The sequence below is a fragment of the Tenacibaculum sp. XPcli2-G genome (genome assembly GCF_024124505.1).
GTDB classification, from domain to species: Bacteria; Bacteroidota; Bacteroidia; order Flavobacteriales; family Flavobacteriaceae; genus Polaribacter; species Polaribacter mesophilus.
The window spans coordinates 40,192-64,010 of record NZ_JAMXSH010000005.1 but is presented as its reverse complement, the minus strand read 5'-3'; the positions used below and the strand labels follow the sequence as shown (position 1 = coordinate 64,010).

General features: G+C 32.0%; 22 protein-coding genes. 18 read left to right on the top strand and 4 right to left on the bottom strand.

Features of this window, described 5'->3' with window-relative positions; all coding sequences use genetic code 11:
- Window positions 1-2: 2 nt before the first annotated feature.
- Both hemC and hemA read right to left on the bottom strand, forming a co-directional pair.
- Window positions 3-1,589 carry a hydroxymethylbilane synthase gene (gene hemC, locus NH341_RS13280; RefSeq protein ID WP_047789685.1) on the bottom strand — a complete coding sequence of 529 codons (1,587 nt, stop codon included), beginning with the start codon at window positions 1,587-1,589 and terminating at the stop codon, window positions 3-5.
- Window positions 1,573-2,844, bottom strand: coding sequence for a glutamyl-tRNA reductase (gene hemA / locus NH341_RS13275; RefSeq protein ID WP_159611768.1), 1,272 nt, complete (start codon window positions 2,842-2,844; stop codon window positions 1,573-1,575). The genes hemC and hemA overlap by 17 nt, the downstream gene beginning before the upstream one ends.
- Before the next feature lie 211 nt (window positions 2,845-3,055).
- Between hemA and NH341_RS13270 the strand changes: the two genes are divergently transcribed.
- From NH341_RS13270 to NH341_RS13250, 5 genes are all read left to right on the top strand, one after another.
- Complete coding sequence (locus tag NH341_RS13270) at window positions 3,056-3,940, top strand: AraC family transcriptional regulator (protein ID WP_047789684.1); 885 nt, start codon at window positions 3,056-3,058, stop codon at window positions 3,938-3,940.
- Between the two features lie 30 nt (window positions 3,941-3,970).
- On the top strand, window positions 3,971-4,486 hold the full coding sequence (locus NH341_RS13265; protein WP_047789683.1) for a TrmH family RNA methyltransferase: 516 nt from the start codon (window positions 3,971-3,973) through the stop codon (window positions 4,484-4,486).
- A gap of 1 nt (window position 4,487) precedes the next feature.
- Window positions 4,488-5,525: a ferrochelatase gene (hemH, locus tag NH341_RS13260; protein WP_159611770.1), complete on the top strand. Its 1,038-nt coding sequence runs from the start codon at window positions 4,488-4,490 to the stop codon at window positions 5,523-5,525.
- A 162-nt stretch (window positions 5,526-5,687) separates the two neighbouring features.
- Window positions 5,688-6,278 (top strand): CopD family protein, encoded by a 591-nt coding sequence (locus NH341_RS13255; RefSeq protein WP_253057190.1) that lies wholly within the window; start codon window positions 5,688-5,690, stop codon window positions 6,276-6,278.
- A gap of 73 nt (window positions 6,279-6,351) precedes the next feature.
- A complete protein-coding gene (locus NH341_RS13250) occupies window positions 6,352-6,753 on the top strand; it encodes a lipocalin family protein (RefSeq protein ID WP_159611774.1) in 402 nt (133 codons plus the stop codon).
- 60 nt (window positions 6,754-6,813) lie between these two features.
- Here NH341_RS13250 and recR read toward each other — a convergent pair whose 3' ends face one another.
- Complete coding sequence (recR, locus tag NH341_RS13245; protein ID WP_159611776.1) at window positions 6,814-7,431, bottom strand: recombination mediator RecR; 618 nt, start codon at window positions 7,429-7,431, stop codon at window positions 6,814-6,816.
- 70 nt (window positions 7,432-7,501) lie between these two features.
- Here recR and NH341_RS13240 point away from each other — a divergent pair, with 70 nt between their 5' ends.
- The 3 genes from NH341_RS13240 to ggt all read left to right on the top strand — a co-directional run bounded on the left by NH341_RS13240 (window position 7,502) and on the right by ggt (window position 11,303).
- On the top strand, window positions 7,502-8,965 hold the full coding sequence (locus NH341_RS13240; protein WP_253057188.1) for an aminoacyl-histidine dipeptidase: 1,464 nt from the start codon (window positions 7,502-7,504) through the stop codon (window positions 8,963-8,965).
- Window positions 8,966-9,029: 64 nt separating this feature from the next.
- A complete protein-coding gene (locus NH341_RS13235; RefSeq protein ID WP_253057186.1) occupies window positions 9,030-9,617 on the top strand; it encodes an ACP phosphodiesterase in 588 nt (195 codons plus the stop codon).
- 6 nt (window positions 9,618-9,623) lie between these two features.
- Window positions 9,624-11,303 (top strand): gamma-glutamyltransferase, encoded by a 1,680-nt coding sequence (gene ggt, locus NH341_RS13230; protein ID WP_253057184.1) that lies wholly within the window; start codon window positions 9,624-9,626, stop codon window positions 11,301-11,303.
- Here ggt and NH341_RS13225 read toward each other — a convergent pair.
- Entirely contained in the window at window positions 11,300-12,142 is an 843-nt protein-coding gene (locus tag NH341_RS13225) for a hypothetical protein (protein WP_253057182.1), read from the bottom strand. The two genes, ggt and NH341_RS13225, sit on opposite strands and share 4 nt — an antisense overlap.
- Window positions 12,143-12,388: 246 nt before the next feature.
- Here NH341_RS13225 and NH341_RS13220 point away from each other — a divergent pair, with 246 nt between their 5' ends.
- From NH341_RS13220 to NH341_RS13175, 10 genes are all read left to right on the top strand, one after another.
- Window positions 12,389-13,246 carry an RluA family pseudouridine synthase gene (locus NH341_RS13220; RefSeq protein ID WP_173360097.1) on the top strand — a complete coding sequence of 286 codons (858 nt, stop codon included), beginning with the start codon at window positions 12,389-12,391 and terminating at the stop codon, window positions 13,244-13,246.
- A 31-nt stretch (window positions 13,247-13,277) separates the two neighbouring features.
- Window positions 13,278-13,952 (top strand): tRNA (guanosine(37)-N1)-methyltransferase TrmD, encoded by a 675-nt coding sequence (gene trmD / locus NH341_RS13215; protein ID WP_073183128.1) that lies wholly within the window; start codon window positions 13,278-13,280, stop codon window positions 13,950-13,952.
- 122 nt (window positions 13,953-14,074) lie between these two features.
- On the top strand, window positions 14,075-14,422 hold the full coding sequence (gene rplS / locus NH341_RS13210) for a 50S ribosomal protein L19 (RefSeq protein ID WP_047789705.1): 348 nt from the start codon (window positions 14,075-14,077) through the stop codon (window positions 14,420-14,422).
- A gap of 715 nt (window positions 14,423-15,137) precedes the next feature.
- On the top strand, window positions 15,138-17,363 hold the full coding sequence (locus NH341_RS13205; protein WP_253057180.1) for an NADP-dependent isocitrate dehydrogenase: 2,226 nt from the start codon (window positions 15,138-15,140) through the stop codon (window positions 17,361-17,363).
- Between the two features lie 206 nt (window positions 17,364-17,569).
- Entirely contained in the window at window positions 17,570-18,385 is an 816-nt protein-coding gene (murQ, locus tag NH341_RS13200; RefSeq protein ID WP_047789627.1) for an N-acetylmuramic acid 6-phosphate etherase, read from the top strand.
- Window positions 18,378-18,617, top strand: coding sequence for a DUF6095 family protein (locus tag NH341_RS13195; protein WP_047789626.1), 240 nt, complete (start codon window positions 18,378-18,380; stop codon window positions 18,615-18,617). The genes murQ and NH341_RS13195 overlap by 8 nt, the downstream gene beginning before the upstream one ends.
- Window positions 18,618-18,620: 3 nt before the next feature.
- Window positions 18,621-19,673 carry a hypothetical protein gene (locus NH341_RS13190; RefSeq protein WP_159490664.1) on the top strand — a complete coding sequence of 351 codons (1,053 nt, stop codon included), beginning with the start codon at window positions 18,621-18,623 and terminating at the stop codon, window positions 19,671-19,673.
- 90 nt (window positions 19,674-19,763) lie between these two features.
- Window positions 19,764-20,711 (top strand): hypothetical protein, encoded by a 948-nt coding sequence (locus NH341_RS13185; protein WP_073183252.1) that lies wholly within the window; start codon window positions 19,764-19,766, stop codon window positions 20,709-20,711.
- A gap of 47 nt (window positions 20,712-20,758) precedes the next feature.
- A complete protein-coding gene (locus tag NH341_RS13180; protein WP_073183255.1) occupies window positions 20,759-21,523 on the top strand; it encodes a hypothetical protein in 765 nt (254 codons plus the stop codon).
- Between the two features lie 20 nt (window positions 21,524-21,543).
- Window positions 21,544-23,814, top strand: coding sequence for a hypothetical protein (locus NH341_RS13175; protein WP_047789623.1), 2,271 nt, complete (start codon window positions 21,544-21,546; stop codon window positions 23,812-23,814).
- Window positions 23,815-23,819 lie beyond the last annotated feature (5 nt).

Below are 23,819 nucleotides of genomic sequence, written 5' to 3'. Positions count from 1 at the left end.
TTCTATTCCTTTACAAAATGTAAATTAACCAACTCCAAAACGCTTTCTACTGTTGGTAATTTTGCTATTTGTACTTCTTTAAAATGTTTTTTTGCTTCGTTAGCAGTACTATCTCCAATACAAAAGGCTATTTTATCTGCAGTATTTTTTTCCATGTAACTCTCTACTGTTGATGGGCTATAAAACAACACTCCATTTACCTTTTCATTAACTTTTGCTGGACTATACGTTGTTTTATAAGCTTCTACTTCATTTACAGTAATGCCCTTTGCTTTTAAGATAAGTGGTAAAGTATCTAAACGTAGATTACTACAAAAATAAGTTACCTCCTGCCCTTTTAATTCTTTTGATAGATAATCAGAAAGTTTCTTAGCATTTCTTTCTGAGTGTGTTACTTTTCCTATACGTTGTTCAATTAACTTTTTGGTTCTTCTACCAACACAATAAATATTTTTAAATTGTAATTCATCTGAAGTAAATGAGTTTAGTAATGCTTCTACTCCGTTTTTACTAGTAATAATTACATTTTCTATTTCTTCCTTAACTACTTTAGGAGCTATTCTATTAAAACGAATTTTAATAAAATCACTATCCTGAACATTCATGCTTGTTGGTAATAGTTTTTTTTGTGCTTCTGATAGTTTTTTTGTCGAATAGATTGAAAACTGTTTTTCAATTCCTTCGTCTTCCATCATAATTAGCTTCCCTCCTTTATCTATCACGTAATTCGCACAATCTTTTGCTATATATTTATGTTTTCCTACTTTTACTTTCTTGCTAACTTCAATTTTCTTTTTACCATCTCTACTTAGTAAAACTCCTTTAAAGTTAATTTCTTCTTCTTTCTCATTTATAAAAGCTAATGCACCAATAGGTGCTGTACACCCTCCTTCTAAACGATTTAAAAACTCACGCTCTATACCTGTACAAATTTCAGTGTCTTTATCATTTAGGTTAGCACAAATTTCTTTTATTTCTTGATTTTCATCTAAAGCTGTAACCATTATAGCTCCTTGTGCTGGTGCAGGAATCATCCAAGACAAATTAACAGCTCCTTTAGGTCTTAAACCTACACGTTCCAATCCTGCTGCTGCAAAAATAGCACCGTTCCAGTCATTACTTTCTAACTTTTGTAAGCGTGTATTTACATTTCCACGTAAACCCTCTACCTTGTGAGTTGGATAACGATTTAACCATTGGGCTTTTCTACGTAAACTACCTGTAGCAACTACTCCGTTGGGTTGCGCCATAAACTCTTCATTGTCCTTTAACAACAATATATCGTTATAATTAGCACGTTTTAAAACAGCTGCTTGTATAATACCTTCTGGCAATACTGTAGGAACATCTTTCATAGAATGTACTGCAATATCAATGTCGTCATTCAACATAGCGATATCTAAATTTTTAGTAAAAATCCCTGTAATTCCTAATTCGTAAAGGGGTTTATCTAAAACTAAATCACCCGTTGCTTTAACGGGGATTAATTGAGTTTGATGGCCTAATTCTTCTAAAAGTTTTTGAACTTTTCTTGCTTGCCACATAGCCAATTGGCTATCGCGGGTACCTATTCTAATTATCTTCTGCATGGATGGTTTCTAAATTTGCTCCAAACACTTTAGCCATTACTTCAATACTTGTATTTACCGAAGTTTCTTCGTCTTTTAAGTGTTTAACAAACTGTGTGGTTATTTTTTGAATAAATCTTGATGTTAATATTTCTGCCTGTTCTTCATCAAAATTTTTAATTTTCTTCTTATGGAAGGCTATTTCTCCTTGTTGAATATTTTGTAATGATTCTTTTAAAGCAGTAATTGCTGGCGTAAATCTTCTATGATTTAACCATTCTTGAAATTCTTGGTTATGAGTTTCAATAATCGCCTCTGCTAATGGTACTTCTTGTTGGCGTATTGCTAATGTTTCATCAGTTATTTTGGAAAGATCATCTACATTTACCATTGTTACATTCTCTAAACCTGCCACTTCTTTTGACACATTTGCTGGCATTGATAAATCTAAAATCAATAATTCCTTATCTGTTGGAACATGTTCTTTTGTAACCGTAGGAAAACTTGCTCCTGTAGAAACAATTAGAACATCACTATTTGAAACCTCCTTTGCTAAATTTGCATATGACGCTTTTCTAATAGAATTATGTTCTTTTACAAATGCTGAAGTCTTTTCTTCAGTTCTATTAATTAAACTTACCGATTTATTTTGTGTGTATTCTGCTAGGTTTTTACAGGTATGTTTTCCCATTTTACCTAATCCAAATACTAAAATATTTTTCGAGTTGTAATCTGGTAAATTATTAATTAAGTATTGAACAGCTGCATATGATACTGAAGTGGTACCTGAACTTAACTTAGTTTCATTTTTAACTCGCTTGCTTGCTTGCATTACATGGTTCAACAAACGCTCAAAATAAGCATTTGTAGTTCCTACTTCTTTAGCTTGTTTAAATGCCTGACGCAACTGCCCTACTATTTCGTAGTCACCTAAAATTTGGCTATCTAACCCTGTTCCCATTCTAAAAAGGTGGTTAATAGCCTCTTTGTTTTTGTATACGTTTGATACGTTTGCAAATTCTTCTACCGAACCATTTGAGTATTTACACAACATGCTTATTAACTGAAAAGGGTGTTCTGCAAAACCACAAATTTCTGTTCTATTACAAGTAGACAACACAAAAATTCCGTCTATACCTCTTTGCTTGGCTTCTTCTAAAAGTTGTATTTGATTTTCTTTAGAAATACTAAATTTCCCCCTAATCAAAGCATCAGCTTTTTTATAACTAACGCCTATATTGTATAAATTATTATGATGTTTGTTTTCTACTATCATTGAGTCTTCTTCAAAAAAGTCGGTCAAAAATATAAATATTGAACAAAAAAAAGTATCGCTAAAAGAACTTTTAATGTCGCTATTTGTTTTTTCACTTAAAAACCCCCTAAAAACTTCTGTAAAAGTGTATTTTTGTAGTAAAATAGACTAGGGAAAACATTTTATTTTAGAACCATTCTAAATAACAAGTTTTACGTAAACCACTAAATTCATGTCAAAAAACATCGCAGAAAGTACATTTAGAGAAATTTCTATAGAAAAAGGTTTTTTTGTCCTAAAATTTCAAAACAATTCTGACCAAACGGAGTTTTTTAAAAGAGATATAGACAACTCATACATACAACTACACTACTGTGTTAAAGGTAATTGTAAGTTTAACTTCAATAACAATAGCTATACTTTTAATGTTTTAGACAAACATTCAATTTTCCTATATAACCCACAACAAGATTTACCTATCAATTTAGAAATACTACCTAAAACCTCTTTGGTTTCAGTTTTAATTTCTATTGAAAAGTTTCACGCTCTTTTCTCTAAAGAAGCTAGTTATATACCTTTTTTAAGTGAAAATAATAAAAATAAAAAATATTACGACAACGCAGAAATAAGTGCTAATGTTTTATTCGTACTTCAACAAATTTTAACAGCGAAAAACCAAAGCTCTATGAAAGACCTTTATATAAAAGGAAAAACATACGAGCTATTAAGTTTACATTTTGACAGCGGTGAAAACACCAACGAAGAATATTGTCCTTTTTTGGTGGATGATCGTGAAGTTTTAAAAATAAGAAAAGCAAAAGATATAATCATTGCTAGAATGAGTGAGCCTCCTAGTTTACAAGATTTATCTAACGAAGTAGGTTTAAACTTAAAAAAATTAAAAGAAGGATTCAAACAAATTTATGGAGATACTGTATACAGCTTTTTGTTTGACTATAAAATGGATCATGCTAGAAAACTATTAGAAAGTAACCAATATAATGTTAACGAAGTTGGTTTACAGGTTGGTTATAGTACTTCTAGTCATTTTATTGCTGCTTTTAAAAAAAAGTTTGGCACTACCCCTAAACAATATGTAATGAGTTTACAACAGTAGAAAAAAATTAAAAACTCATAATCTTACAAAATGAAACAACTTACTCATTACGATATAGAAAATAACCAAAAAGAATTTCCTATAACCATTGTTTGTGATACTATCCGTACTCCTGAAAATATAGGAATGTGTTTTCGAATTTCAGAAAGTTTTGGCGTATCTAAAATATATTTACACGAAAGCTCTCCTTCTGTAGATAATAGAATTGTAAAAAAAACTGCTCGAAATACAATTCAACAAATATCACATAATACGTATAACAATTTCGAACAACTTATCCATCAATTAAAAGAAGAAGGAAACACTATTATTGGAATTGAAATTACCGATGAAAGCATAGATATTAGCGATTACGATTTCTGTACACATTCTAAAATTGTATTACTTTTGGGTAGCGAAAGAAACGGTATAGAAAACATAAATTTAGTAGACGCAACAGTTGCGATACCAATGTACGGAAGAAATTCTAGCATGAATGTAATTCACAGTTTAGCTATCGCATTATACGAAACGACAAATCAGTTAAAAGAAAAGAACTTGAAATAGTATGAAAGGAGTTTTATTAGTAAACCTTGGCTCACCAGAAAGCACAAACCCTAAAGACGTAAAAAAATACTTAGGAGAATTTTTAATGGACGAACGTGTTATTGACGTTCCTTACTGGCTAAGAACATTTATTGTTAAAGGTATTATTTTAAATACGCGCCCAAAAAAATCAGCTGAAGCCTATCAAAAAATTTGGTGGAAAGAAGGCTCTCCTTTAATTGTATTATCAGAACGTTTACAAAACAAAGTACAAGCAAAAACAGAACTTCCTATTTCCTTAGCAATGCGTTATGGAAACCCTTCAATTAAAAGTGGATTACAAGAACTACATGATAAAGGCGTCACAGAAGTACTATTAGTTCCGTTATACCCTCAGTTTGCCATGGCAACTACAGAGACTATCTTGGTATTAGCTGAAGAGTTAAGAAAAGAATTCTTTCCTAACATGAAAATTACCGATGTACCTGCTTTTTATAACAAACCAGAATATATAAAAGCACTATCTAATAGCATAAAAGATTATTTATCTGATAAAGATTATGACCATATTTTATTCTCTTATCATGGAGTTCCAGAGCGTCACATCAGAAAATCTGACATTACAAAATCGCACTGTAATCCTGAAGCAGGAAATTTAAGTTGTTGTAATACTCCTTCAGAAGCTCATAAATATTGCTACCGTCATCAATGTTATCAAACCACTAAAAATGTAATTTCTGAATTAGGATTAGACGAAAATAAAGTTTCTACCTCATTCCAATCACGTTTAGGAGTGGATCCTTGGTTACAACCCTATACCGACAGAACTATTGTGAATAAAGCCGAAAAAGACGGCATTAAAAAATTAGCAATTGTAACTCCTGCCTTTGTTTCTGATTGTTTAGAAACACTAGAGGAAATAGCTATGGAAGGAAAACACGAGTTCTTAGAAGCTGGTGGTGAAGAATTTCACACAGTTCCTTGTATTAACGACAATGATGAATGGGTAAATGTTTTAGCAGGATGGATTAATGAATTTCAGTTAACAACAAACAATTAACAGATTGCCACGCTTTCGCTTCTCTTGAGCCACAGTCGAAAGACTCGCAATGACACAAAAACTGTCATTATGAGAAGCGATAACGACGTGATAATCTCTTTCAAGTCATAAGTTAACAAAATTAAAAACTTGTAACTTTACAACTTTCAAACATTAAAACTCATGGATTTTCTATACGTAAAAGCATTACACATTATATTTGTAGTAACTTGGTTTGCAGGATTATTTTACATAGGTCGTCTGTTTATTTACCATGTAGAAGCTGAAAAAAAAGACGAACTAGCCAAGTCTATATTACAAACACAATACAAGTTAATGTCTAAACGTTTATGGTATATTATTACTTGGCCTTCTTTATTTTTAGCAAGTTTTTTTGCTTTTTGGATGCTATATAAAAATCCTTATTACTTAAAAATGCCTTGGATGCATGTAAAATTAGCTTTTGTATTAGCGCTATATTTTTACCACGGATTTTGCCATAAAATATACAAAGAACTACAACATGATCAGATTAAATACACACCTAATAAACTCCGCTTATTTAATGAAATTCCAACTGTAATTTTATTCGCTGTTGTATTTTTAGTCGTTTTAAAAAGTGCTATCAACTGGATTTGGGGCGTTGTAGGAATTATCTTATTTGGAGTATTATTGATGATTGGTATTCGTTATTATAAAAAGGTAAGAGCTAAAAAATCTTGGGATAAATACGAGCAAGAATTGATGGATGATGAAAAAAAAACTAACAATTAATTTCTTTTTTATAACAAGTAACTTTACTACTTTCGCGACAAATTATAAACCTCAAATTAAATCACATTTAACTATGAAAAAAATTTTAGTTTTAACAATTGCTATGTTTAGCTTATTAGCTTGTTCTTCTGATGATGAAAACAATTTAGACCCTATAGTAGGAACTTGGTATAAGTTTTCTGAAGAAGGCATAGAAGCAAGTGATTGTGAAAAGAAATCTTCTGTTACTTTTAAAGAAAATGGAACCTTTAACTCAGTATCATATGAATCTATTGATGATGAATGTATTATAGAGGATGAGTTTTCCGCTACATGGACAAACAAAGGAAATGGGGTTTATTCAAGAATAAACAATGGTGAATCATCTGATTCAAGCATTACTTTTTCTGATAATGGTAATACTATGACATCTGTATATAAACAGGAATATAATGGAGAAACTCTTACAGATATAACTGTTTTTAAGAGGAAGTAACTTATTTACATTTTGACTCATCCTAAAAAACAGCTTTGAAATAAATTTCAAAGCTGTTTTTTATCCCTTTATCGATTGTTCAAACGGTATCCTATTTACAATACTCCTTCCCAAAGTAACTTCATCTGCATATTCTAACTCATCTCCTACCGAGATTCCTCTAGCAATGGTTGATGTAGTTACTCCGTATTTTTCTATCTGTTTGTAAATATAAAAATTGGTGGTATCACCTTCCATGGTAGAACTCAGAGCAAAAATCAACTCTTTAATTTCGCCTTCTTTTACTTTTTCTACTAATGATTCAATCTGTAAGTTTTGAGGACCAACTCCTTCAATAGGAGAAATCTTTCCCCCTAACACATGGTACAAACCTCTGTATTGCGCTGTATTTTCAATCGCCATTACATCACGAATATCTTCTACCACACATACAATCTCAGCATTTCGTTTCGGGTTACTACAAATATCACATAGCACTGTATCTGAAATATTATGACACTTTTTACACGATTTTACATCATTTCGTAAATGCGTTAAAGCCTCTGACAAATACTTTGTATTTTCTTTCGGTTGTTTTAATAAATGTAACACCAAACGAAGTGCTGTCCGCTTACCAATACCCGGTAATCTGCTTACTTCATTTACTGCATTTTCTAATAATTTCGACGAAAAATCCATGTTGCGAATTTACAATTTTTCGATAAGGATTAAGTATCTTCGTAGCTTTAAAATTAAAACTTCAATTCACATGAATTCAGAGATAAGAAACCTAGAACCAAAAGCTATTTGGAAAAATTTTGCCGACTTAAACGCTGTACCTCGCCCTTCTAAAAAAGAAGAAAGAGTCATTCAATTTATGGTAGATTTCGGTAAGAAATTAAATCTTGAAACCATGGTTGATAAAGTTGGGAATGTAATTATTCGCAAGCCTGCTTCAACTGGAATGGAAGACAGAAAAACAGTAGTAATGCAAAGCCATTTAGATATGGTACACCAAAAAAATGCAGACACTGTTTTTGATTTTGACACCGAAGGAATTAAAATGTTTGTAGATGGTGATTGGGTTAAAGCTGACGGAACTACATTGGGAGCCGACAACGGTTTAGGTGTTGCCGCTATCATGGGAGTTTTAGAATCTACTAATATTCCTCACCCTGCTATCGAGGCTTTATTCACAATTGATGAAGAAACAGGTATGACTGGTGCAATGGGACTTGAAGGAGGTTTATTAGAAGGTGAAATTTTATTAAACCTTGATACTGAAGAAGATGATGAAATAGGAATGGGATGTGCTGGTGGTGTAGATGTTACTGCTACTAGAAGTTATAGTGAAGAAACTACTCCTGAAAACACAATCGCCTATGAAATTTCTGTTACAGGATTAAATGGTGGTCACTCAGGAATGGATATTATTAAAGGTTTAGGAAACGCTAACAAAATTATGAACCGTTTATTATTTGATGGTTTTACAAACTTCGGATTACGTGTTTCAGAAATTAACGGAGGTAGTTTACGCAATGCTATTCCTCGTGAAAGCTTTTCTACTGTAGTTATTGATGCTGTTTCTAAAGAACCTTTCTTATTTGAAATTCACGAGCTTATTAACAATATTAAAGCTGAGTTTTCAACATTAGAACCTAACCTAACTATTGAATTAAAAGAAATTGACACTCCTGAAACTGTAATGGACTTAGGTGTTCAAGAAGGATTAATTAAATCGGTTTATGCTGCGTTGAATGGTGTATACCGTATGAGCCCTGATATTGAAGGTTTAGTAGAAACTTCAAACAACATTGCTCGTATTATTGTAAAAGATGGAGCTATTAAAATTGGATGTTTAACACGTTCTTCTTCTGAAACAAATAAGTGGGATTTAGCAAACTCGTTACGTTCATCTTTTGAATTAGCAGGTTTTGATGTAGAATTTTCTGGTTCTTATCCTGGATGGTTACCAAACGTAAATTCTGAAATTTTAAAAACTGTAACTGACTTATACGAAGAATTACACGACGATAAACCTATTGTAGCTGCATGTCACGCAGGATTAGAATGTGGTATTTTAGGTCAAAACTATCCAGAAATGGATATGGTTTCTTTTGGTCCAAACATTAAAGGTGCACACTCACCTGATGAGCGCGCACAAATATCATCAACACAAAAATTCTGGAATTTTTTATTAGAGATTTTAAAGAACACTCCAGTTAAGAGTTAAAGACTTACACATAAACTTTAAAACCACAGCTTTTCAGTTGTGGTTTTTTGTTTACATTTATAAAATGAATTTTTTAGCGCATTTATATCTTTCTGACAACAACACCAATGTAATGATTGGTAACTTTATTGCCGACCATGTAAAAGGAAGAAACTTCTCTCACTATCATGAAGACATTCAAAAAGGAATTTTGTTACATCGCGAAATTGACACCTACACAGATGCGCATAAAATTGTTAGAATCAGTAAGCGTCGCCTTCACAAAAGATATCGTCATTACGACGGAGTAATTATCGATATTTTTTACGATCATTATTTAGCCAAAAACTGGAAAAATTATTCACAAATTCCACTAGACGTCTATGTAAACTCTGTCTATAATTTACTTCAAGACAATATTGATATTCTTCCTGAAAAAACACAAGAAATGCTACCCTACATGATACAGTATGACTGGTTATATAATTATCAATTTGCTAAAGGGATTCAGGAAGTCCTAAACGGAATGAATAGACGCACTAACGGGAAGTCAAAAATGAATTTAGCTACTGGAGATTTGTTAGAGAATTATCAAATTTTTGAAAATGATTTCACTACTTTTTTTGAAAACCTTCGTGTATTCTCTCATCAAAAACTAAAAGAACTAAGTTAACAACACATGAAAAAAGCATTCTTATTTTTTTTAACACTCACAGTATTATATAGCTGTAAAAAAGAAAAAGTTGTAGGTACAATTACTGAAAAAGCTATGGTAGTTTCTGCCCGTAAAGAAGCTTCACAAATTGGTTCGGATATCTTACAAAAAGGAGGAAATGCTTTCGACGCCATGGTAGCCACAGAACTAGCCTTAGCAGTAGCGTACCCTTATGCTGGTAATCTTGGTGGTGGTGGATTTATGGTCTATCGAAAAAACACAGGAGAAATTGGTGCGCTTGACTATCGCGAAAAAGCACCACTTGCTGCTCATAAAGACATGTATTTAGATAGCTTAGGAAATGTAATTGAAAATAAAAGCACTTTGGGTGCTATGGCAGTGGGAATCCCAGGAACAGTAGCTGGTGTTTTTGCTACACATAAAAAATTCGGTTCATTACCTATTCAAGAAATTTTAAAACCAATCATAGCTTTAGCTAAAAAAGGAGTTGTAGTTACTCAAAAACAAGAAGATCGCATAAAAAAGTATCAACATTATTTTTCAGAAGTAAATAAAGACTCTATTCTTTTTGACAAGCCTTGGAAAAAGGGAGACACGATCAAATATCCTGCTTTAGCAGCAACTTTGGAGCGTATTGCAAAAAACGGTCGTGATGAGTTTTACAAAGGAGAAACCGCTAAACGCTTGGTTGCTTTTATGCAAAACAATGGTGGAATTATGACCGAAGAAGATTTGGCTAAGTATGAAGCTAAATGGAGAACTCCAATCACTTTTACCTACGACAATTTACGAATTATTTCTATGTCTCCGCCTGCAAGTGGGGGAATTTGTTTAGCCCAAATAATGAATGGAATTGAACCATTTGATTTAGATAAATACGGACATAATTCTACAAAAGCTATGCAGGTAATTACTGAAGCAGAACGTAGAGCTTATGCAGATAGAAGTTTTTATTTAGGAGACCCTGATTTTGTAGAAATCCCTATTAAAACACTCATCAGTAAAGAGTACACAAAAAATCGAATGGATGATTTTTCTTTTGAAAAAGCGACTTCTTCAACCGATGTTTCTCACGGAAATATTACAATGGTTGAAAGCGATGAGACCACCCACTACTCTATTGTTGATCAATTTGGAAATGCTATTTCAGCCACAACAACCATTAATGGAGCTTACGGTTCTAAACTATATTGTTCAGATTTAGGTTTTTTCTTAAACAATGAAATGGATGACTTTTCAAGCAAACCAGGAACACCAAATATGTTTGGTTTAGTAGGTGCTGAAGCCAATAAAATAGATCCTGAAAAACGCATGTTAAGCTCTATGACCCCTACTATTGTAGAAAAAAATGGTCAACTATACATGGTTGTAGGAACTCCTGGAGGTTCAACAATTATTACTTCAGTTTTGCAAACTATTTTAAATGTACATGAGTTTGATATGGGAATGCAAGAAGCCGTGAATCAACCACGTTTTCATCATCAATGGTTACCAGATGTAATTAAAATGGAACCAAAAGGTTTTGACGAACAAGTAAAAAAAGACTTACAACAATTAGGATACAAATTAGATGAAACAAATTCACCTGTTATAGGAAAAGTAGATGCTATTTTAGTGCTTCCTAACGGAAAACTAGAAGGCGGTGCAGACCCTAGAGGGGACGACACCGCTTTAGGGTTTTAATTATTTCTTTTATACTGGAACTTCTTAATCACAACTTCTTGCTCTTCAGAAGGAGTATAATTTTGTGGTTGTCTCCATAAATTTAAATGCACTGTTTGGTATCCTTCATTAGGAATATACTGATTTTGACTCACTGCTGTTGTCCAACTTATATCAGGCTTAGCAGGCAAACTATTTAAATCGTATATACCATAATAAATTGAATAAATTACTGGAGTATTTTCATTTTTCCAATCCATTACAATAGTTATTTTACCTTTATCCTTCAATGTAATTCTATGTACATTTCCAGCAGGTTCCCAAGGCTGCAATGTAAATTGTGCATTTGTTGAATCACTAGGCTTATTCCACCTACTACATTCCAACATATCCAATTCTCTATGACAATTAGTTATTGATGAATCTTTTTCATATTGATATGTAAACACCCCAAAACAACAATTATTAGCTATATCATTAAAACTACCTACTGGTGTTTCTGCTACCACCAAGTATTTTCCATAACCAGGATACATACGTTGTGGTGGGTTTCCTGCCGTATTAGGGTTGTTGGCTACCTTTCCCCACAACACTAACTCCACTGAAGACCATTGTTTGAGACCGTTAGGCAGTTGTGTTTCTTTCATTTTTAAATGTAATCCATCACTGTCTACAGTCGCACAGCGCGGATCCCATTGTTGATTATTGAACCAATATCCAGAATACGATATTCCAAACGGATAATTAGTCCACCAATAATACCCATCAAACTCTAACATTCCATTTACAGAATTCTCATTAGGTTCGATAGCTCCACTAGGCATTGGATTTCTTAGTATACAACTATCTGATTTATACATAACTTATTTATTTTTACAATTATATTAAAAGGAGCGTTCACCTCCTCTTTACTTACTTCCAAACAACTAAATGTAAACTAGTTACACCTTTCACTCCTCCTTGTTTTTCCAGTATGACTTAAATTTAGTTTACTCTTTTTCTTGTATTTAATTCTTTTCTACTAATGTTTGAAAAAAAGGTACGGACGTACCTTAATTGATAACAAAAATTATTTGCTTAGTTTTGAATAAAATAAGTACTTTGTTTTGATAATTTCTGAAACTCATAATGTAGAAAGCATAGCAACCCCGATTCGACTACAAGAATATGCTGTCGGAATTTTTAAAACCGTCCCTACTAAATCCAGCCTAAAAAAAGCTATTAAAAAAGGATTAATAAAGGTCAATGGTAAAATAGCTACAACAGCTTTGTATATTAGTAAAGAAGATACTATTGAGTTATTTCAATTAGAAGAAAAAACTCAAAGAAAACATTTTGATTTCCCTTTAGAAGTTCTTTTTGAAGATGATTACTTAGCTATTATTTATAAACCAGCAGGAATATTGGTTAGTGGAAATTCTTTTGCCACAATTGATAATGCTCTAATACAAAATTTACAAAAAAGCGATTCACCAAATGCTACTCGCCCTCGACCTGTACACCGATTAGATTATCCTACAAGTGGATTGTTACTCATTGGAAAAACAACTGAAAGTATTATTGTTTTGAACCAACTATTCGAAAAAAAGGAGATTCAGAAAACATATCACGCAATCTGTATTGGTAAAATAGAGAAGAAAGGAGAAATTAACTTTCCTATTGATGATAAAGAGGCTTCTACTTCGTTTGAAGTTATTGAAACTGCTGAGTCCCCTAGATTTGATTTCTTGAACTTGGTTAAATTACATCCTAAAACAGGAAGAAAACATCAACTACGCAAGCATCTTTTCGCTATTGGCAATCCGATTTTAGGTGATAAAGAATACTTTATAGAAAATAAAGTATTAAAAGGAAAGGGGCTTTTTCTTCATGCTTCAACACTCGAATTCACACACCCTTTTACTAAAGAAACAATCAACATTACAAAAGAACTTCCAAAGAAATTCAAAAAAATATTCCCATAAAAAATCTCTTTAAAACATCTATCTTTGCCGCATGCGAATAGATATTATTACGGTTGAACCCGACTTAATAAAGAGCCCATTTGAAAACTCAATGATGAAAAGGGCTATTGACAAAGGACTCGCTGAAGTTCATTTTCATAACCTACGAGAATATGGTTTTGGTAATTATCGTCAAATAGACGACTACCAATTTGGTGGAGGTGCTGGAATGGTTTTAATGATTGAACCTATAGCTAAATGTATTGAAAAGCTACAATCTGAAAGAACGTATGATGAAATCATATATATGACTCCAGACGCTAAAACTCTAAATCAAGCTACAGCAAATACCCTTTCTTTAAAAGAAAATATAATTATTTTAACGGGACATTACAAAGGTGTAGATCAACGTGTACGTGATAAATATGTAACCAAAGAAATTTCTATTGGTGACTATGTGTTAACTGGAGGAGAATTGGCTGCAGCTGTTTTATGCGATGCTGTCATTCGTTTAATTCCTGGAGTTTTGGGTGATGAAACTTCTGCTTTAACCGATAGTTTTCAGGACAACTTACTATCACCTCCTGTATATACTAGACCTTCAGAATATGAAGGAATGAAGGTTCCTGAGGTGTTACTATCAGGTAATTTTCCTAAAATTGAAGAATGGCGCTCAGAACAAGCTTACAAAAGAACAAAAGAAATACGTCCAGATTTATTAGATTAACTAATAATCAGTGATTTATTTATTTTTTTTATCAAAAGAAAAGTTCTAAATTTGCAGCCACAAAATCAACCTCTGACGAAAATCGTGAATGTTGCTTTTATACAACCATAAATAATAAGAAAATGGATTTAGTAAAATTTGTTCAAGACGAATTTGTAACAAAAAACGAATTACCAGAATTCGCAGCTGGAGATACTATTACAGTATACTACGAAATTAAAGAAGGAAACAAAACTCGTACTCAGTTTTTTAGAGGAGTTGTTATCCAAAAGAGAGGAAGCGGAGCTTCTGAAACATTTACTATTAGAAAAATGTCTGGTACTGTAGGTGTTGAGCGTATTTTCCCTATCAACTTACCTTCTATCCAAAAGATCGAAGTAAACAAAAGAGGTAAAGTACGTAGAGCTCGTATTTACTACTTTAGAGGTCTTACTGGTAAGAAAGCAAGAATTAAAGAAAGAAGACACTAAAAACTTCTTCTCAAAAGAAATTAAAAACACCATGATTTTCATGGTGTTTTTTTTATTCACATTTGTTAATAAAACATTACATCCAACTTGTTGATAACAAAACACCTAAAACACTAAAAAAGAGTTATTTATTTCTTATATTTGGAAAAGAGTTTACAAAGTAAGTGACGTCAGAATTATAGTTAACTGTATTAATCACTAAAAGTAAACCATTAAAGTAACGTTCTTTATATATTTTGTTTTTAAACGTAATTAAAGCTAAATACGATCATCATAATTTTTGATTAATTGTAAGTTATTAATAATTTATAGTTTTCTAGTTATAAGTTTATAAGTATTATTGGTTTAAATTTAGCTGGACTAACCTGTTTAAAAACATCGAAACTTTTATTTTATAGGTGACATAATTTATAAGGTAAAGTTTCTTTTGAGGTAGTAACGTAGCTTTATCTAAGGAAAAAGCATAAACACCGTTTATTTGATAATGTAGTAATATAAATCAGTACCTCTTACTATTTCAAGAAAGCCATATCAATTACAAGAAATTGTTTGATATGGCTTTTATTTTTAATAACAAATTCTCTATTTCACCTCTTTAAATTATCATATTCACAACAAAACACACTAATTAATAATAATTTACCATCAAAAAACTCAGCCGTAATTCTTAAATTTGCGTCACTTCAAAATATAATTTAATTTATTACTTATACATATGAATAAGACTGCTAAAATTATGTACACAAAAACGGATGAAGCTCCAGCATTAGCTACTCGTTCGTTTTTACCAATCGTAAAAGCTTTTACAAAATCATCTAACATAGAAGTAGAAACCAAAGATATTTCTCTTGCTGGTCGTATTCTTGCTAACTTTTCAGATTTTTTACCTAAAGAACAACAAGTAGAAGATGCTTTAGCTTTTTTAGGAGATTTAGCAAAAAAGCCAGAAGCTAATATTATTAAACTTCCTAACATCTCTGCTTCTGTACCTCAATTAAAAGCCGCAATTAAGGAACTACAAGCTTTAGGATACTCTTTACCTGATTACCCTGAAGAAGCTACTACCGATGAAGAAAAAGCTATTTTAGCACGTTATAACAAAGTAAAAGGTTCTGCAGTAAACCCTGTTTTACGTGAAGGTAACTCTGACCGTAGAGCTCCAAAAGCTGTAAAAAATTACGCAAAAAAGAATCCTCATTCAATGGGAGCTTGGAGTACAGACTCTAAAACTCATGTTTCAACAATGACTGAAGGAGATTTTGCACACAGTGAAAAATCAGTTACAGTACCAAATGCTACAGATGTACAAATTGTACATACTGATGCTAATGGAAACAAAACTGTTTTAAAAGAAAAGGTATCATTACTAGCTGAAGAAGTAATTGATGCTTCTGTTATGAGTAAAAAAGCATTGTTAACTTTCTTAGAAGAACAGGTTAAAGACGCTAATGATAAAGGAGTTTTATTCTCTTTACACATGAAAGCAACCATGATGAAGGTTTCAGACCCTATTATATTTGGTCATGCTGTTCGTGTTTTCTTTAAAGATTTATTTGCTAAACACGGTGATACATTTAAAAAAATTGGGGTTGATGTAAACAACGGATTTGGTAACTTGTTGAGTAACCTAGAAGAATTACCAGCTGATAAAAAAGCAGAGATTTTAGCAGATATTGAAGCTATTTATGCTAGTAACCCTGATGTAGCAATGGTTAATTCTGACAAAGGAATTACTAACTTACACGTTCCTTCTGATGTAATTATTGATGCTTCTATGCCAGCAATGATTCGTACTTCTGGACAAATGTGGAATAAAGAAGGAAAACAACAAGATACTAAAGCTGTGATTCCTGATAGTTCTTATGCTGGTTTATACCAAGAAACTATCGATTTCTGTATTAAAAATGGAGCTTTTGATCCAACTACTATGGGTACAGTTCCTAATGTAGGCTTAATGGCTCAAAAAGCTGAAGAATATGGTTCTCATGATAAAACTTTTGAAATCACTACTGACGGAAAAGTTGAAGTTATCGATGCTAATGGAACTGTATTATTAGGACACACTGTTGAAACGGGTGATATTTGGAGAATGTGTCAAACTAAAGATGCCCCTATTCAAGATTGGGTAAAGTTAGCTGTTACTCGTGCAAGAGCTACACAAACTCCTGCTGTTTTCTGGTTAGGAAAAGAAAGAGCACACGATGCAGAAATCATCAAAAAAGTAGAAAAATATTTACAAGACCACGATACTACAGGTTTAGAAATTAAAATCTTATCTCCAATAGAGGCTACCAAATATACTTTAGAAAGAGTTAAAGAAGGAAAAGATACTATTTCTGTTACAGGAAACGTTTTACGTGATTATTTAACTGACTTATTCCCTATTTTAGAATTAGGAACTTCAGCTAAAATGTTATCTATCGTTCCATTAATGAACGGTGGTGGATTATTTGAAACTGGTGCTGGTGGATCTGCTCCAAAACATGTTGAACAATTAGTAGAAGAAAATCACTTACGTTGGGATTCTTTAGGAGAATTTTTAGCATTAGCAGTTTCTTTAGAACACTTAGGGGAAACTAACGATAATACCAAGGCTAAAATATTAGCAGAAACCTTAGATGATGCGACAAGCAAATTGTTAGATAATAAAAAAGGACCTTCAAGAAAAACTGGTGAGCTAGACAACAGAGGTTCTCATTTTTATTTAGCTATGTACTGGGCACAAGCTTTAGCTTCTCAAGACAAAGATGCTGATTTAAAATCTCAATTTGCTCCTATAGCAGAAAAAATGGCTACTAATGAAGCGACAATTGTAGAAGAATTAAATTCTGTACAAGGTAAAGCTGTAAACATTGGTGGATATTATGAACCAAATGATGATTTAGCTAATGCAGTAATGCAGCCAAGTAAAACTCTTAATAATATTTTACAAAACATATAATTAATTAGTTATATAAAATTCAAAAGCAGGTGATAAATCACCTGCTTTTTCTATTAAAAAAGTAAACCAAACAAATTATTAAACAATAATGTCCGCCGAATTATTATTCACCCCCATTACTTTGTTTTGACTTATAATTATGACACCATAAAATTATAATCACAACAATCTAATTTCTTAAAACTTTTAATTAGTAAATTTGAAGCATGAAGTTTACAAAAACAACCGAACAAGATTCCAACTATAATAATTTGGAAAAAATGAGTGTATCTGAATTACTGTTTAACATCAATAAAGAAGACAAATCAGTTCCTTTCGCTGTAGAAAAAGCACTTCCTCAAATAGAAAAACTAACGAAACATATTGTATTAAAATTAAAAGAAGGTGGTCGATTGTTTTACATTGGTGCTGGTACCAGTGGTAGGCTTGGAATTGTAGATGCTAGTGAATGTCCTCCTACTTTTGGCGTTCCTCACGAGTTAGTTGTTGGATTAATCGCTGGTGGTGATTATGCTATTAGAAAAGCTGTTGAATTCGCTGAAGATTCAACGAATCAAGGATGGAAAGATTTACAAGAGCATCAAATATCATCAAAAGATATTGTAGTAGGTATTGCTGCGTCTGGCACTACACCTTACGTTATTTCTGCTTTAGAAGAATGTAACAATAACGGTATTATTACAGGCTGTATAACCTGTAACCAAGGAAGTCCCTTAGCATTAACTGCTCAATTTCCTATTGAAGTTGTTGTAGGCCCTGAGTTTGTGACTGGAAGTTCTAGAATGAAAGCTGGAACAGCACAAAAATTAGTATTGAATATGCTTTCTACAGCTAGTATGATTCAATTAGGAAGAGTTAAGGGAAATAAAATGGTTGATATGCAATTGTCTAACAACAAATTAGTAGATAGAGGAGAAAAAATGTTAGCTTCTGAATTAAATATCGACCAAGAAACTGCTAGCGAGCTATTAAAAAAATATAGAAATGTTCGTGAAGCAATAAAAAACTATACAAATGAATAAACCTACTACTTTTGAAGCTGGTATAAAAAAGCTCTTAGTTTTTTTAGGGTTGTTAATTATTTCTCCATTAGTATTAAGTATTGCTTTTAAAGCCTTACGTGCTTTTAAAGATGCTCCAAAAGTTTTTATTGCATATGGTCTGCTCGCAGTTGGTGTGTTGCTAATACTATTTACCGTATATTATGGCTTTAAAACTTTTAAAACTATATTAGACCACCTTTTTAGCAAATAACTTTTGATTAAAAATAGTTCCATAAAAAAAATAACAGACTGGGAGCATTGGCCATCCGCTATGTTTTATCTTCCTAATCTTCCTTACGCTTTTTATCTAGCCTTCAAAGCCAAACATTTAGCTTTTTTTAGTGCAACTAATCCATGTATAAAAAGCTCTGGAAATGGAACTGAAAGTAAGTACGAAACAATTTTATTAGTTCCTGAACAACATAGACCTAAAACAGTTTTAATTAAACCAAAAACTGATTTTAAAACTGTTTGTAAAAATATCAAAGAACAAAAAATTAATTTTCCTTTAATAGCAAAACCAGATGTTGGCTTTAGAGGTTTATTAGTTGAAAAAATAACTACAAAAGAAACATTAAAAAACTATCTTGAAAAATACTCCATTGACATTATTATTCAAGAGTTTTTAGATTATAAAAATGAGTGTGGGATATTTTATCATAGAAACCCAAAGGATGATTCTGGAAAAATTTCTTCATTAACTCTAAAACATTTTTTATCCGTTACAGGAGACGGGACCTCTACTTTAAAAGAATTAATTTTAGCTGATAAAAGAGCTAAATTATACGTCGATTTATTTTTTAAAATTCATCAAAATAAACTTACAGAAATACCTGTTAAAAATGAGGTTATTAAACTTACTGCTATAGGTAATCATTCTAAGGGAACTCAGTTTATTAATGGTAATCATTTGATAAATGATAAACTAACTGACACTTTTGATAAACTAAGTAAATCAATTCCCGGTTGGTATTATGGACGAATTGATTTAAAGTACAATACTTTTGAGGAGCTAGAAAAGGGTGTCAATTTTAAAATACTAGAAATCAACGGAATTATAGCAGAACCTACTCATATTTACGATTCACAAAATTATACCTATCTAAAAGCCTTAAAAGCTATAAGGGTACATTGGAAATCTCTTTTTAATATCGCTATTACGAACCATAAAAATTTCAACACTCCATATAAAAATTCGATAAGTTTTCTTTATGAAATTTTTTTACTAAAAAAATATACAAAAAAAATTAAACGTCTTTCTAAATAAAAAATCTTTCTTACATTTGTAAGCGAATACATGTCCATGTATTTTTTAAGAATCCCCCCGAGTCTTAAGAACAATTAATTATTTAACTGAATGGAAAGAAGATTACTTTTTTCTTTGATTCTTGTTTGTGCTATTATCCCAACCTTTTCTCAAGTAAAAGTTGGAGATAATCCCTCTTCAATTCATTTAAGCTCTATCCTAGAACTAGAGAGTTCTGACAAAGTTTTAGTTATAAGTAGAATGACCAGCACTCAAATGAATGCAATTCAACCTTTGCGAGGTGCTTTAGTTTTCAACATTGACCAGAATTGTGTTTTCATGTACGATGGTAGCTCATGGAGAAGTTTATGTTCTTCAGGAACTAGAGAAAGTATTGACGTAACTACTTCTTCCACACCTCCTATTGATAATGAAATAGGTGATTTTTGGATTAACGACTCTCAAAATAATACCACCAGTATTTGGGATGGAACAAATTGGATTTCTATAGATAACAACCCTAGAAGAGGAAATGGAACACCTAATAATAGTACTGCCCCGAATCCAAGTTCTGGAGATGTTTATGTAGATACAACCACTGGTATAATTTATGCTTATGATGGTACAACTTGGGTGACATCTAACACAACACCATCTGCAAATAACGGACTTTTAATAAATGCTAGTAATACTATTCAATTAGGTGGTGTATTAATTCAACCTACCACTATTGAAACTAGTACTACAAATACATTAGCTATTAGTGGTTTAGAAAATGGAAGCACTACTACTGATGATATCGTTACAGTAGACAGAACTACTGGCGTTTTAAAAAGAACCGCTGCTTCTAACCTACTAAATGAAGAAGTTATAAAAATTATAGCAACTGACGGTCAGGTAACTTTTACGGGGCTTACATTATATACAACTGATAAAATTAATGTATACAGAAACGGAGTTAGAATAGACTTTACTGTTGATAATGCCACAACGATTACCATAGAACCTGAAGCAACATGCTATGCAGGTGATGAAATACGAATAGTTCAACTTTATTAATAACAATCCTTAATTAAAAATCTTAAAAACAATTTAATTATCAATTCATGAAAACAATTACAAACAAATTTAAATTAACATTAGCTGTCTTAAGTTTATTGGCTATTGGTACTGTTAGTGCGCAAATCACTGGTGTAGATATTGCTCCTGCAAATAAAGACATTCAAACTGGAGTAAATAAAACTATAAGAGTTATAGACAATAAAGGTACTATTAAATACATCCAAACTCAAAATGGTATTACTACATTAACTAATACTACTAACAATACCACTACCACCACTATTCAATTGGGAGGAACTTTAAATAGTGATACTACAATCACTTTAAATGATGGTACTACAGATCGTAACTTTACTATTGATGGTATTAATTTTAACCTAAATAATACAGTTGTTGAAAACGGTGCTGCTGCAACTGCTGATGCAGGACAAGCTGATGGTATTTCTACTACTGGTTACACTCTTTTAGTAAGAGATCAAGCTACTGGTCAAGTAAAAAAATTACTGTTAAGTGATTTAATCCAAAGTGGTCATGATATTTTTGATAGTACTACTACACCTGCAGTTGTTGCTACAGCTAATCCTGCTACCTTAACTTTAGTACTTACAAACGCTCCTCAAACATTAGAGTTTAAAAATGTTAGTGTATATAGAAATGGTGCAAAACTGATTGCTAATAGAGATTATAGTATTATAGCTGGGGCAACTGCTACAGACCCTGCCTCTGTTTCATTAGCTCCTACCAATACAGCTCCATATGATTGGTCAATAACTACCGAAGATATTATCGAAGTTCATTGGTCTAAATAATTAAATCTTAATTTACCTTAATGCTTGAAAACATTAAACATATAAAAAGATTTATACTAGCTTTTGCATTGGCACTATTTTCTTTTAGTGCCAATGCACAAGAAGTTAGGGTTATAGATAATAAAGGAACTATTCAAAAAGTAAATAATAATAACGTTACTACTTCTACAACCGCACCAACCAACCCTGTTGAAAATGATGTTTGGTTCGATACAACCAATAGTCAAATAAAAATATATGACACTGTAGACGGTTGGAAGTTAATTAGCTCTACTATTGCTTCTCAAAATATCTATACTGCCAACGGTGATTTAACTTCAAACCGTACTTTAAACGGCACCAATAGCTTTGGTTTAACTTTACAAAACTTAAACTATCTACAACTATTTAGTAACACTATACAAATAAATGGTATTAACAGTACCCAAATAAGTACCACAGGAGGCCCTATGCAACTATCTGCTTCTTCAACAATGCAGTTAACAGCCCCAAGTAATATTATTTTACAAAGTCCTACTGAATTTAACAGTAGCTTATTAGATATTAATAATTCTGCTGGAACTTCTGGTCAAATATTAACCTCTACAGGCACCGGTGTAGATTGGATAGATAATCCTGCTTTGAATAACTGGCTAATTACAGGTAATACTGGAACTACGAATACAAATTTTTTAGGAACGATTGATGATGTTAAAATGCAAATCCGTTCTAATAACGTTTCTATGCTAGAGTTTGGTAGAAGACAAACATTAGGCTTAAACGAACCAACTAGAACTGATTATAACAACCCAAACCAATCGTTAGTATATTTAAATGGTTCTGATGGTGTATCTGCATTACAATTTAGAGCTGACGGTGCTAGCTTTTACAAACCTATGTTTTATACAACTTCTAATGGAAGTTTTAGATTAAAAGGTAGTTCTGGAGGTACTGATTTTTTTGAAATAGGTTCCGCTGGTCCAACTAATGACGGTCGTTTGGAGTTTGTTATTGCCGATGATGGAAACGAACCTATTGTTTTCAAAAGGTTTGACTATAGAAATGGAGAGTTCTATAAAGAGTTTTTTAGAGTTCAAGGATCTAATGCTACTGAGAATGCTAAAACACGTTTTGGTATTAATATTAATCAGAATCAATATTCTGTAACAGACAATATAAATGCACCTTCAAACGGAGGTGTTACAAACCCTAAATTAATAGCTAATTCGACTTTACAAATTGAGGGATCTGTCTCTAAATCTATTGAACAAATTAACTCTAACACTACACTTAATGAAGACCATCATACAGTAGTTGTTACAGCTAACGTTACAATTAACTTTCCTACAGCAAATACCTGTAAAGGAAGAATCTACATAATTAAAAATGTATCTGGTGGAAACATTAATTCTTCTACTTACAGAAACGAATCAAACACAGATACATCTACGATAAACAATAATACTACATTAAAGGTACAGAGTGATGGAACTAGATGGGTAAGTATTAGTAATATTCTAAACAATATTAATAATAATTGGAAAGTTACTGGTAACTCAGCCACAAATCCTACAAATAATTTTATTGGAACTACTGATGCTCAAGATTTATCTTTAAGAACAAACAATACTGAAGCAGTTAGAATTCTTCAATCTAATCAAAATGTTGGTATAAATACCACTATCCCTTCTGAACGTTTAGATGTTAATGGTAAAGTACGTATTAGAGATATATCTACTGTTACTACAAATAATGATATACTAACAACCAATACAAACGGTGTTGTTGAAAAGAAAAAATTGATTGCCTCTGAAAGTAATAATCAAATTTCTACTGGAGCCAATGGTGGTGTATATTTAGGACCAACTGTATATACTGGTGCTTTTATAATTAATACAAACGGAAATGTTACTATAAATACACTACCTTTTCAACCTTCTCAAATAACTTTTGTAGCTCACGCAAATGTTGAATCTTTTAACTTAGATCTAGACAATAATATAGGTGATAACAACAGAAGCATTGCTAATTCTTTTGGTACAATGAACGGTTTTGCTAGAAATGACTCTGGAACAATAACACAACAAGTTATTTATATTGGAGGTAGTGGTAATTCTATAAATGATATTTCAAGGTTTGCATCTTCTTCAAACTGTATAGGTTTAAGATATAGTGATCAAAATGGTAATGATCTCGGTAAAATTACAGCTTCCATGACCTCTTTTAATACAAATGGTTTTACTATTAATGTAAATAGAACTAATAATGCTAGCTCCGAAAACCTTGTTGTATTATACACAGCATATAAATAGTTTAA